General features: G+C 62.1%; 11 protein-coding genes and 1 pseudogene. 4 read left to right on the plus strand and 8 right to left on the minus strand.

The window, feature by feature from the left end:
• Positions 1–206 precede the first annotated feature (206 nt).
• Both ACTNBZ_RS11750 and ACTNBZ_RS11755 read right to left on the minus strand, forming a co-directional pair.
• Positions 207–1,475 carry a phosphoglycerate kinase gene (locus tag ACTNBZ_RS11750; protein WP_441210091.1) on the minus strand — a complete coding sequence of 423 codons (1,269 nt, stop codon included), beginning with the start codon at positions 1,473–1,475 and terminating at the stop codon, positions 207–209.
• Between the two features lie 77 nt (positions 1,476–1,552).
• The gene (locus ACTNBZ_RS11755) at positions 1,553–2,038 is read right to left on the minus strand and encodes a tRNA (cytidine(34)-2'-O)-methyltransferase (protein ID WP_441210093.1); all 486 of its coding nucleotides are present in this window, start codon (positions 2,036–2,038) and stop codon (positions 1,553–1,555) included.
• Between the two features lie 245 nt (positions 2,039–2,283).
• Between ACTNBZ_RS11755 and proB the strand changes: the two genes are divergently transcribed.
• Positions 2,284–3,096 (plus strand): glutamate 5-kinase, encoded by an 813-nt coding sequence (gene proB, locus ACTNBZ_RS11760; RefSeq protein WP_441210095.1) that lies wholly within the window; start codon positions 2,284–2,286, stop codon positions 3,094–3,096.
• A gap of 112 nt (positions 3,097–3,208) precedes the next feature.
• Positions 3,209–4,456: a glutamate-5-semialdehyde dehydrogenase gene (locus ACTNBZ_RS11765; RefSeq protein ID WP_441210097.1), complete on the plus strand. Its 1,248-nt coding sequence runs from the start codon at positions 3,209–3,211 to the stop codon at positions 4,454–4,456.
• Between the two features lie 134 nt (positions 4,457–4,590).
• On the opposite strand, the gene ACTNBZ_RS11770 is transcribed toward ACTNBZ_RS11765, so the two are convergent.
• The 4 genes from ACTNBZ_RS11770 to ACTNBZ_RS11785 are packed head-to-tail and all read right to left on the minus strand — an operon-like array spanning position 4,591 to position 7,866.
• Positions 4,591–5,160 (minus strand): chromate transporter, encoded by a 570-nt coding sequence (locus tag ACTNBZ_RS11770; protein WP_441210099.1) that lies wholly within the window; start codon positions 5,158–5,160, stop codon positions 4,591–4,593.
• A complete protein-coding gene (locus ACTNBZ_RS11775) occupies positions 5,157–5,750 on the minus strand; it encodes a chromate transporter (protein WP_441210101.1) in 594 nt (197 codons plus the stop codon). The genes ACTNBZ_RS11770 and ACTNBZ_RS11775 overlap by 4 nt, the downstream gene beginning before the upstream one ends.
• A 1-nt stretch (position 5,751) precedes the next feature.
• Positions 5,752–5,901: a hypothetical protein gene (locus ACTNBZ_RS11780; protein ID WP_441210102.1), complete on the minus strand. Its 150-nt coding sequence runs from the start codon at positions 5,899–5,901 to the stop codon at positions 5,752–5,754.
• A gap of 51 nt (positions 5,902–5,952) precedes the next feature.
• The gene (locus tag ACTNBZ_RS11785) at positions 5,953–7,866 is read right to left on the minus strand and encodes an NAD(+) synthase (protein WP_441210104.1); all 1,914 of its coding nucleotides are present in this window, start codon (positions 7,864–7,866) and stop codon (positions 5,953–5,955) included.
• 740 nt (positions 7,867–8,606) lie between these two features.
• Between ACTNBZ_RS11785 and ACTNBZ_RS11790 the strand changes: the two genes are divergently transcribed.
• On the plus strand, positions 8,607–9,779 hold the full coding sequence (locus ACTNBZ_RS11790; protein WP_441210106.1) for a M20 family metallopeptidase: 1,173 nt from the start codon (positions 8,607–8,609) through the stop codon (positions 9,777–9,779).
• 32 nt (positions 9,780–9,811) lie between these two features.
• Complete coding sequence (locus ACTNBZ_RS11795; RefSeq protein WP_441210108.1) at positions 9,812–11,242, plus strand: MFS transporter; 1,431 nt, start codon at positions 9,812–9,814, stop codon at positions 11,240–11,242.
• Between the two features lie 130 nt (positions 11,243–11,372).
• Here ACTNBZ_RS11795 and ACTNBZ_RS11800 read toward each other — a convergent pair whose 3' ends face one another.
• On the minus strand, positions 11,373–11,915 hold the full coding sequence (locus ACTNBZ_RS11800) for an NADH peroxidase (RefSeq protein ID WP_441209250.1): 543 nt from the start codon (positions 11,913–11,915) through the stop codon (positions 11,373–11,375).
• A gap of 364 nt (positions 11,916–12,279) precedes the next feature.
• Positions 12,280–12,493, minus strand: a pseudogene (locus tag ACTNBZ_RS11805) (NADH peroxidase); the annotation flags it as partial.

Here is a 12,493-nt window from a genome sequence, read left to right on the forward strand (position 1 = left end):
GGAAGCTGTCAGCAAAGCCGACTGAGAGGTTCCGCTTTTTATTGATCCAGCAGGCACGCAACGCCGGGCTCGTCACCGCATGCTCTATATCCCTCGCTTCCCCGCTCGCGGGAAAGCCCGCTCATGCCGCTGCGGTTCCTCTCCCCACCGGACCCGCTTCGCTGGGCTCCGGCGGGGCCCCCCGAGCTGCCCGGCATGAAAGCTTTTTACTTATCCAGCAGGCACGCAACGCCGGGCAGCTCTTTGCCCTCCAGGAACTCCAGAGAAGCGCCGCCGCCGGTGGAGATGTGGGTCATCTTGTCGGCAAAACCCAGCTGGGACACGGCGGCCGCGGAGTCGCCGCCGCCCACGATGGTGATGGCGTCGGTGTCCGCCAGGGCCTTGGCCATGGCGCGGGTACCCTCGGCAAAGGCGGGGAACTCAAACACGCCCATGGGGCCGTTCCAGATCACGGTGCCCGCGTCCTTCACGGCATTGGAGAACTCCTCGATGGTCCTGGGGCCGATGTCCATGCCCATGCGGTCGTCGGGGATGTCCATGGTATCCACCAGCTCGGGCTTGGCGTCGGCGGAGAACTCGGCGGCGCACAGGGTGTCCACCGGCAGCAGCAGCTTGACGCCCTTGGCCTTGGCCTTCTCCATCATCTCCTTGCAGTAATCCAGCCAGTCGGCCTCCAGCAGGGAGGTGCCCACCTTGCCGCCCATGGCCTTGATGAAGGTGTAGGTCATGCCGCCGCCCACGATGATGGTATCGGCGATGTCCAGCAGGTTGTTGATGACGCCGATTTTGGAGGAAACCTTGGCGCCGCCCAGGATGGCCACCAGGGGCCGCTTGGGATTGGCCAGTGCATTACCCATGATCTCCAGCTCCTTGCTGATGAGGAAGCCGGACACGGCGGGCAGGTAGGCGGCCACGCCGGCGGTGGAGGCGTGGGCACGGTGCACCGCGCCGAAGGCGTCGGACACATAGATCTCAGCCATACCGGCCATCTTTTTGGCCAGCTCGGGGTCGTTCTTGGTCTCGCCCTTCTCAAAACGGGTGTTCTCCAGCAGCATGAGCTCGCCGCTCTTCAGGGCGGCGGCCTTGGCCTGGGCGTCGGGACCCACCACGTCGGCGGCCATGATCACGTCCATGTCCAGCAGCTCGCTCAGGCGCTTGGCCACCGGGGCCAGGGACAGCTTCTTCAGAGATTTCTCCCAGTCCTCCTGCTTGATGGAGGCGGCGTCCTTGCCCTTTTCGACCTGCTTTTTCACATAGGACTCAAAGGTGGCAGCCGGCTTGCCCAGATGGGAGCAGGCAATGACGGCCGCGCCCTGCTCCAGCAGATACCGGATGGTGGGCAGAGCGGCGCGGATGCGCTTGTCATCGGTAATGGCGCCGGTGGCCTTGTCCTGGGGTACGTTGAAATCGCAGCGGAGAAGGACCTTTTTGCCCTTCACGTCGATATCCTTCACGGTCTTCTTGTTGTAGTTCATGTCAGTGGACTCCTTTCTATTTTCAGCGGAGGGTCAGGTTGAAAGGGAATGCAAACACCTGCTTGTGATCAGGGCGGCTATTCCTCCGCCATGGCGCCGGCCGGCTCCAGCCCCGGGAAATCCCATTGGCGGAGGGCCTCAAAGGCCAGAATGGCCACCGAATTGGCCAGGTTGAGGCAGCGCGCCCCCTCCCGGACGGGAATACGGATGCAGCGTTCGGCATACCGGGCACGGAAGTCCTCCGGCAGGCCGGTGCTCTCTTTGCCGAACATCAGCCAGCAGTCAGGCTGGAAGCGCACCTGGGTGTAGGGTCGGGGAGCCTTGGCTGTGGCCAGCCAGATATCCTGCGCGCCGGTCTTCCGGAAGAAGTCCTCCAGATTTTCGTACACGTGCAGGTCCACCATGTGCCAGTAGTCCAGGCCGGCCCGCTTGACCGCCTTGTCGCTGATGTCAAAGCCCAGAGGCTTGATGAGGTGGAGAGCGCTCCGCGTTGCCGCGCAGGTGCGGGCGATGTTGCCGGTATTCATATGGATCTCCGGCTCCACCAGTACGATATTGAGCATCCCATCCCCCCGTCCGCTTCCGGTTTCCCATCCATTGTCGGAGCATATTGTACTCCAAATCGTGCCGGAGTTCAATAACAAAACGCACGAAAAGAGGGCCGGTTTTCGGACTTTTGTCCCCTGTACCGTCAAAAAATACGGAATGTGAAGTTTAACTTTCCCCTGCAGGGGTTTTGTGCTATACTTGCTTTAGTCCTCTGCTGTGTCGATGCGGAGGGACCCAAGCATCAGGAGAGTGAGTCGTTTTGGACCGTCAAACAAACGCGCTGCGCGTGGTCGTCAAGGTGGGCACGTCCACCCTCACCCGCGCCAATGGAAGTCTGAATCTGCACAGCATGGAGCATCTGGCCCGTACCCTGTCCGACCTGAAGGGGATGGGACACGAGATCATCCTGGTCTCCTCCGGCGCCATCGGTATCGGCACCGGCAAGCTGGGGCTAAAGGAACGACCTTCCGAGCTGCGTATGAAGCAGGCCGCAGCCGCCATCGGCCAGTGCGAAATGATGCACCTTTATGATAAATTTTTCGGCGAATACGGCCAAAATGTGGCCCAGATCCTGCTGACCGGCGAGGATGTGGAGGACCCGGTGCGCTCCTCCCACCTGTCGGGGACCTTCTCCGCCCTGCTGGAGCTGGGCTGCATCCCCATCGTCAATGAGAACGACTCAGTCTCTTCCGCCGAGATTGAGACCGGCAAGAGCAAGGTCCTGGGCGATAACGACACCCTGTCCGCCATCGTGGCCGGCCTGTGCCGGGCCGACCTGCTGGTGCTCCTGTCCGACATCGACGGGCTCTACGATTCCGACCCCCGCCAGAACCCGGACGCCAGGCTCATCCACCATGTGGGCGCCATCACCCCTGAGATCGAGGCTCTGGCCGGCGGAAGGGGTTCCAAGTGGGGCACCGGCGGCATGGTCACCAAGATCACCGCCGCCCGGCGGGCCATGGCTCACGGCATCGACATGGTCATCGCCAACGGCGCCCGGATGGAGGACCTGTACGGCATCGTGGCCGGCGAGGATATCGGCACCCGTTTTTCTCCGCAAGGTCAGGCTTAGCGCCTCGTATCTTTGTCTTAGCTGCTTCTAAATGGCATATTTCCCCCGACAGGGCCGGTTTATCCCGTCCCGCCGTCGTTGCGTCCGATTTTTTGACAGAGGAGTGATCCATATGACGATTCTGGAAACGCAGGGCCTGGCCGCCAGGAACGCCGCCCGGGTACTGGCCGTGGCGGGTACCGCAAAAAAGGACGAAGCGCTGGAGGCCATCGCCGCCGCGCTGGAGGCCAATGCCTCCCGGGTGCTGGAGGCCAACGCCGCCGACCTGGAGGAGGCCCGGGAGAACGGCATGCGCCCCTCCCTGCTGGACCGGCTGGCCCTGGACGAGGGACGCATCGCCGGTATCGTGGCGGGCGTCCGGCAGGTCAAGTCCCTTCCCGACCCCATCGGCGTCACCACCAAAATGTACACCCGGCCCAACGGCCTGACCATCGGCAAACGCCGGGTGCCCCTGGGGGTCATCGGCATCATCTACGAGGCCCGCCCCAATGTGACGGTGGACGCCGCCGCCCTCTGCCTCAAGTCGGGCAATCCCGTCATCCTCCGGGGCGGCAAGGAGGCCTTCCATTCCAGCAGCGCCATGGTGGCCGTCATGCGGGACGCGCTGGAGTCCGTGGGTCTGCCCCGGGACTGCATCGCCCTGGTGTGCGACACCAGCCGGGAGACCGCCGCCCAGCTGATGAACCTGACCGAATATCTGGACGTGCTCATCCCCCGCGGGGGCGCGGGCCTGATCCGCTCGGTGGTGGAGAACGCCCGTGTGCCCGTCATCCAGACCGGCACCGGTATCTGCCATATCTTTGTGGACGCCGACGCCGATCTGGACATGGCCGCCCGCATCCTGTACAACGCCAAGTGCTCCCGCCCCTCGGTGTGCAATGCCGCCGAATGCGTCCTGGTGGACCGGGCGGTGGCCGCCGACTTCCTGCCCATGGCCTGGCAGCTGCTGAAGGCCGACCGGGTGGAGCTCCGGGGCTGCCCCGAGACCCGCGCCATCCTGGGCGACTGGGTGGTCCCCGCCTCGGCCGAAGACTGGGATACCGAGTTCGGCGACTACATCCTGGCGGTCAAAGTGGTCTCCGGCCCCGAGGAGGCCATTGACTTCATCGCCCGGCATGGCTCCGGCCATTCGGAGGCCATTGTCACCGACAACTACTTCACCGCCCAGCGCTTCCTGGACCAGGTGGACGCGGCGGCGGTCTACGTCAACGCCTCCACCCGCTTCACCGACGGCGGTGAGTTCGGCCTGGGGGCCGAGATCGGCATCTCTACCCAGAAGATGCACGCCCGGGGCCCCATGGGCCTGGAGGAGCTCACCTCCAGCAAGTACGTCATCTACGGCACCGGCCAGGTCCGGTGAGACAGGCGGGGCGTCCGTTTCGGACGCCCCGCCTTTTTCCGCGCAAAAAGCCCGTCCGGGACGGTTTTGTCCCGGACGGGCTCTGTTTTTGATAATGTGGGATTTCAAATAAAGCATTTTATTTGAAATCAGTATCAGAACTGAAATACCACACCGACGACCGCCGATAGGGCGATGAACACGATGGGATGGAGCTTTTTCAGCTTTTTGTTCCGCAGGCAGAGGAACACCGCCGCGGCCAGGACCACCGCCTTCCAGCGGATGCCCGCCGCCGGATCTCCCCCATTCAGGGCGCTCAGGTCCACCAGCGCGATGGAACACACCTGCAGCAGCGCCGCCGCGATGAGCGCAGTGGAGGCGGGCCGCAGGCCGTAGAACACGGCGTCCACCGCCCGGCTCTGCCGGAATTTCTGCAGAAAACCGGCGATGATGAGGATCACGATGACGGAGGGGCAGATCAGTCCCAGGGGAGCCACCACTCCGCCCAGCACGTCGCCGGTGTGGAATCCCACATAGGTGGCCATATTGACCCCCATGGGGCCGGGTGTGGACTCGGACACGGCGATCATGTTGGCCAGGTCCCCGGGCGTGAACCAGCCCGTGCGGGCGCCAATGTCGGTAAGGAAGGGGATGGTGGCCAGTCCGCCCCCCACCGAGAAGAGCCCGGCCTGGAAGAACTCCAGGAAAAGTCTCACATAGATCACGCCCTGCCGCCCCCTTTCGCCGCCCGGATACACAGTCCCGCCGCGCCGGCGGCTACCACCAGCACCACGGGGGACAGCAGGAAGTCGATGACCGCTCCGCCGGGCACCCCGTCAAAGGACACGAAGGTCCCCATAGCGGCCAGCAGCAGCACCACAATGAAGAGCACGGCAGTAGGACGGTCAATGACCGTATTCTTCCGCAGCTTGAGCACGCTGGACAAGATCAGGGCGCATACACAGGCCCGCACACCGTTAAAGGCGTGGATCACCACCGGCAGATGGGCAAAATTCTGTAAAAAAGCCGCGATGAGCATGATGATGACCAGCGATGGGAACACCAGCCCCAGGGTGGCCGCCACTCCGCCGGTCTTTCCCTTCCGGCTGTGGCCCACAAAGGTGGCGGTGTTCACCGCGATGATGCCCGGGGTGCACTGGCCGATGGCAAAATAGTCGGAGAGCTGCTCCTCGGTGGCCCAGCCCCGCTTTTCCACCAGCTCCCGCTGGAGGATGGGCAGCATGGCGTAGCCGCCGCCGAAGGTACAGGCCCCGATCTTGGCAAAGGTCCAGAACAGGTCCAGATATTCTCTCATATCACTTCAGCCCCTCCAGCTCGTCCATCCACAGGGCGGCCACCGCGTCGCTGGGCATCCGCCGCGTCGGCACAAGCCCCGTATCCCTCGCGCAGGCCTTCTGCCGGCGCTCGCTCGCTCCGCTGCGCCTCCTTTCCCCGGAAAAACGCACCGCGCTTTCCCGGGGGGGCCCACAAAGGCGACTGGCTCCTGCTCCTCACGCTCACTTCAGCCCCTCCAGCTCGTCCATCCACAGGGCGGCCACCGCGTCGCTGGGCATCCGCCAGTCGCCGCGGGGGCTGAGGGTCAGGGAGCCCACCTTGGGGCCGTCAGGCAGGCAGGAACGCTTGAACTGCTGAGCGAAGAAGCGGCGGTAGAAGTTTTTCAGCCACTTGAGCAGGGTGGCACGGTCATAGCTGCGGCCGAAGGCGTGCTCGGCCAGGCGGAGCACCTTTTTGGGCGGGAAGGCCCACCGGACGGCGTAGTACAGGAAGAAGTCGTGGAGCTCGTAGGGCCCTACCAGATCCTCAGTCTTCTGGGCGATCTTGCCCTCGATGGCGGGGAGCAGCTCGGGGGAGACCGGGGTATCCAGAATGTCGGAGAGAACGGCGGACAGGCGCTCATCCTCCTCCGCCTTGTCATCCGAGACGAAGGACACCAGGTGGCGCACCAGGGTCTTGGGAATGGAGGCGTTGACGCCGTACATGCTCATGTGGTCGCCGTTATAGGTGGCCCAGCCCAGGGCCAGCTCGGAGAGGTCGCCGGTACCCACCACCAGGCCGCCGCACTGGTTGGCAATGTCCATCAGGACCTGGGTGCGCTCCCGGGCCTGTCCGTTTTCAAAGGTCACATCGTGGTCATCCATGGACTGGCCGATATCCCGGAAGTGGACCTTCACAGCCTCGCCGATGTCAATGCGCTTCAGGGTGGCTCCCAGGCGCTCCGCCAGCTCCACGGCGTTGTCCCGGGTGCGGTCGGTGGTGCCGAAGCAGGGCATGGTGACGGCGATGATGTCGCTGGCCGGCCGGTCCATCAGCTTCATGGCAATGCTGGTGATGAGGATGGCCAGGGTGGAATCCAGACCGCCGGACAATCCCACCACTGCTGCCTTGGCGCCGCTGTGTTCCAGGCGCTTTTTCAGCCCCAGGGCGGCGATGAGCAGGATCTCGTTGCAGCGGTTTTTCCGGTCCCACGCGTCCTCGGGCACAAAGGGCGTGCGGCTCACATGGCGGGTGAGGGCGGTAGGGGCCGGCTCCAGCGCAAAGGGGACCTCCAGCAGTTCCTCCCCCCCCGCCCGGAAGGTAGTCATGCGGCGGCGCTCATAATCCAGTCTCTGCACATCCAGCTCAGTGACGGTGAGGCCATTGGCAAAGCGGCGCTCCGCCAGCAGCACACCGTTTTCAGCGATCAGGTTGTGTCCGGCAAAGACCAGGTCGGTGGAGGACTCTCCCTCTCCCGCGTCGGCGTACACATAGCCGCAGACCAGGCGGGCGGACTGGCCCGCCACCAGCTGGCGGCGGTATTCCGCCTTGCCCACCACCTCATCGCTGGCCGACAGGTTCAGGATGACCGCGGCGCCGGCGCCGGCCAGGCGGACCGAGGGGGGCTCCGCCGCCCACAGGTCTTCGCAGATCTCTACGCCCACCGTCAGCCCCTGCATCGTCTCACACGGGAAGATCACGTCGCTGCCCAGATAGGTCTCCTGTCCGCAGAAACGGATCATCCGGCCCTCGCCGGGTGCGGCCTCGAACCAGCGCTTCTCATAAAACTCGCCGTAGTTGGGGATATGTGTCTTGGGCACCAGTCCCAGTAGCTCCCCCTTGTGGATCACGGCGGCGCAATTGTACAGCTTGCCCCCCCAGCGCACCGGCAGGCCCAGGGCCGTGATCATATCCAGATTCTTCGTGGCTTCCAGAACCGTGGAAAGGGCGTCCTCCGCCCCCTTCAGCAGGGTATCCTGCAAAAACAGATCCCCGCAGGTATAGCCGGTGATGCACAGCTCGGGCAGCGCCAGCACCCGCACGCCCTGCTTGGCGGCCTCCCGCATGAGGGTGAAGATCTGCTCGGCGTTGTACCGGCAGTCCGCCACCCGGATCCTGGGCGTCCCGGCGGCTGCCTTGATAAAACCATCGCGCATGATAAAGCCTCCTTTGATTACCGTTTATCATAATGCGTACTAAACAAAGCTGTAAGCCCTGAAAGCCAAGGCTTTCAGGGCCAATCAGCTTTGTTCGGGTGCAAGGTTTTCGGGTGAAACCACCCGAAAACCTTGCACGTTCCGATAAAGCGCTGCGGCGCTTTATCGGAAATACGCATTGCAACAATGCCTGAATTCGGTTAAAAGGGCTGAGAATGGCCCTTTTAATCGAATTGTGCGACTGCTGCCGCACAAATAAACCGCAAAGCGGTTTATTCAGCAGACATTATCATATCCCTTTCCGCTCCGGATTGCAAGATTGCGTGCGCCCAGTCTCCCAAAAGGCCCAAAAAACCCCGGCCGATGGCCGGGGTTTTTTGGGTGTGTGTTGTGTGTTTGCAAAGGGGGTTTGGAGAGGGATTGGTTGGCGTGTCTGATAATCTGGAAGCCGGGTCTGCTCTTCCCTGCTTCCAATTGTATGATACCTGCAAATTACGGCTAAATCATGACCGAAATATGAATAATCTGTAAATTGAACGTCAGTCATCCCCCAATTTTCCATGTAAGAATACAGTGATTATTGAGCATAATATTGATAACTGTTATAATAAAGCATCATCTTCATTCCCTGCTTCAGGCAGCCACGAGAGGCCGGCTCTCTCCCGATACCGCCGGATATGCGTGTCTCCCGCCTGCCTTCCACACTCACCAATGACAGCAACTGTAAAGGAGGCCCCACTATGAATTACTATGAGAGAGCACTGGCCCTGAAGGATGAGACCATCGCCCACCGCCGCTACTTTCACACCAATGCCGAGGTCGGTCTGGACCTGCCCAAGACCAAGGCCTATGTGATGGAAAAGCTCAGGGAATACGGCTTGGAGCCCAGGGACTGCGGGTATGGCGTCACTGCGACCCTGGGCAAAGGCGGAAAGGTCATCCTGCTCCGGGCGGACATGGACGCCCTTCCCCTTCCGGAGGAGAGCGGCGAGCCCTTTGCCTGCCCCTCCGGCGCCGCCCACGCCTGCGGACACGATTTCCACGCGGCCATGCTGCTCACCGCCGCCAAAATGCTCAAGGAGAACGAAGCTGAACTGGAGGGCACGGTCAAGTTCATGTTCCAGCCCGCCGAGGAGACCTTTGAGGGCGGCAAGGACATGATCGAACACGGCATCCTGGAAGATCCCCCTGTGGACGCGGCTCTGGCCTACCATGTCACCACCGGAAAGATGCCTGTAGGCATGTATATGTACAACACCACCGGGCCCATGATGTTCTCCGTGGACGGCTTCAAGATCAAGATCACCGGCAAGGGCGCCCACGGCGCCTATCCCCACAGCTCCATTGACCCCATCAACATCGGAGTTCACATCTATCTGGCGCTGGAGGCCCTGATGGCCCGGGAGGCCGACCCCTCCAAATCCTGTGTCATGACCATCGGCAACTTCTCCGCCGGCTCCGCCGCCAACATCATCCCGGACACTGCCCTCCTCCAGGGCACCATCCGCACCAACGACCCCGCCGCCCGGGCGCTGCTGGTCCGCCGGATGAAGGAGGTCTCGGTCAAAACTGCCGAGATGTACGGCGGGACGGCCGAGATCGAGATGATTTCCGAGGTGGCCCCGCTGATCTGCGATCCCAAGCTCACCGAGGAATTCATCGGCTATATGAAGGAGCTGAACATCCCCGGCATGATGCCCTATCCCGGCATCTGCGCCAGCGCATCCGAGGATTTCGCCACCATTGCCGAGCGGGTCCCCAGCACCTTTATGTACCTCTCCGCCGGCTTCCTGGACGAGCGGGGCCGCTATCCCGCCCACAGCCCCCAGGTCCTTTTCAACGAGGATGTATGCCCCATCGGGTCCAGCTGTCTGGCCCACTGCGCCACCCAGTGGCTGAAACACAATAAATAGGACTGCAACAAGCGCCGAAAGGAATGATGGTCATGTCGAATCAGCAGCCTCAGCCCAATGTTGCCATCCCCCTGCCGAAGGGCAAGAAAAACGCCGTTCAGATCGGATGTATCTGCATGATGCTGTCCGTAGCCATGTACGGACTCGTCTTTGACACCCTGACCTCTCCCATTCTGGAGAGCGTCAACGCCATGGGCTATGTCTCCCTGTTCTCCATCTTTGCCGCGCTGGGCGTCTCCATCATGACTCCCATCGGCGGCAAGCTGGGCGACCTGGTAGGCCGCAGGAATATCGTGGTCATTCCCGGTGTCATCTGCGTTGCTGCCGGTATCGCTTTCGCATTTGTCCGCTCTCTTGTGCCGCTGATGCTGCTGCGCCTGCTGGTGAGCCTGGCCCAGGGCGCTTTCACCGCTGCTCCTTATATTATCGTGAGCCTGATCAATGAGCGTAAAGACGTGCCCAAGGCCATGGGCATGCTGGCCACCGCCATCGCAGTGGGCGGCTTCGGCGGCAGCATCCTGGCCGGCATCCTGACCGATATGGGCCTGCTCACCGTGGCCATTCTCATGCCCGCCATCCCGCTGATCCTGGGCGTGGTCCTGATCGGTCTGAATCTGCCCAACCAGAAGCGCCAGGGCAAGGTAGCCCTGGATGTGCCCGGCATCGCCGCTCTGGTGGTCGCCCTGTGCGGCATCCTGCTGGCGCTGAACTTCGCCCCCTCCATGGGCTGGACCAACCCCCGCGTCCTGGCCGGCTTTGCCGTAGGCATCGTGGCTCTGTTTGCCCTGATCAAGATCGAAGGCAAGGCCGCCGAGCCCCTGATTCCCCTGCGCCTCTTTAAAAATCACAACTATACCATTCTGCTCATCGTTGGCTTCATCTGCTACTTCTATCAGCGCGCCATGAACGTATACGCCCCCATGGGCGCCATCCGCGTGATGGGCGCTCCCACCACTGTCGCCGGCGCGCTTCAGATGCCCCGCACCATCATCACCATCTTCCTGCCCACCATCGCCGGCGCCTGGGTCGGCAAAAAGGCCGGAAATGCCTGGAAAGCTATGGCTGTGGGCACCCTCTTCGTGGCGATCCCCATGTTCCTGATGGGATTCACCACCCCCACCTCTTCCGTTCTGATCTATTTCGTGGCTCTGGCCATCACCGGCATCGCGGAGAGCTTCCGCGCCGTCTCCATCACGCCCTCCGCTCAGGCCACGCTGCAGCCCGCCGATATGGGCGTTGGTACCTCCCTGGTCAACTTTGTCAACTCCCTGGCCAATACCATCTCCGCCGCTGTGCTGGGTACGGTGTATAACATTAATATCGCCGCAGACCCCAACAGCGCGGCTCTCATCCAAAACGGCGTCAATTCCGTGTTTATCACCGCCGCCCTCGTGTCCGCTCTGGGCTTCCTGCTGGTGCTGTTCGTGGTCCGGCCCCAGATGACCGGAAAGCGGGACAAGTAAACCGGCCGCACAAACAGTCACTCCTCTGCATCAAACGGGACGGTACCCGATGGGTACCGTCCCGTTTTCGCGTTCCATAGAAACAGGGGGAACAGGTCTCCCCGCTCCCCCCAAGATCCCTTGCTCTTAATTAGCCGAAGTAACGCTTCAGCAGGCCCTCGAAAGCCTTGCCGTGGCGGGCCTCGTCCCGGGCCATTTCATGCACGGTGTCGTGGATGGCGTCCAGATTCAGGGCCTTGGCGCGCTTGGCCAGGTCGGTCTTGCCGGCGGTGGCGCCGTTCTCGGCCTCCACGCGCATCTCCAGGTTCTTCTTGGTGGAGTCAGTCACCACCTCGCCCAGCAGCTCGGCAAACTTGGCGGCGTGCTCAGCCTCCTCATAGGCGGCCTTCTCCCAGTACAGGCCGATCTCGGGATAACCCTCACGGTGCGCCACGCGGGCCATGGCCAGATACATGCCCACCTCGGAGCACTCGCCCTCAAAGTTGGCGCGCAGGTCGGCGATGATGTCCTCGGGCGCACCCTTGGCAACGCCCACCACGTGCTCGGCGGCCCAGGTCTTCTCGCCGCCCTGCTCGATGAACTTGGAAGCGGGAGCCTTGCAGATGGGGCAGAAATCGGGGGCAGCCTCACCCTCGTGGACATAACCGCAGACAGAGCAGACAAACTTCTTCATAATAATATTCCTCCTGTTTAAAAAGATATGTATTCTCCAAGAAATAAAACGGGCTTCTTAACAGTAATCATTACTAATTACAGCCATAGGATATCATCTTCCGCCCGGTTCGTCAAGTCTTTTTCCCCGTTTTTTTAATTATTTTTCCGGAGTGGGGCAACTGTTATCTTTTTCCCGCCTGTTCCGGCTCCTGTCTGGTCTTGATGCTGCTCATAAGCACATCACAGCCATTCTAAGAATGCCCCGCACCCCCTATAAAAAGAGACAGGCGCCACACAGGGCTTTTCCCCGTGCGGCGCCTGTTTTTGTGTTGTTCCGAAATGCGTTATGACTTTACCGCGCAGCCTGATATAAACGTCTGCTCCTAGCCAAAGTAGCGTTTCAGCAGACCCTCAAAAGCCTTGCCGTGACGGGCCTCGTCGCGGGCCATCTCGTGGACGGTGTCGTGGATGGCGTCCAGGTTGAGGGCCTTGGCGCGCTTGGCCAGGTCGGTCTTGCCGGCGGTGGCGCCGTTCTCGGCCTCCACGCGCATCTCCAGGTTCTTCTTGGTGGAGTCGGTCACCACCTCGCCCAGCAGC

Origin of the sequence: Pseudoflavonifractor sp. HCP28S3_F10 (assembly GCF_052065415.1) — a bacterium.
Classification (GTDB): Bacteria; Bacillota; Clostridia; order Oscillospirales; family Oscillospiraceae; genus Pseudoflavonifractor_A.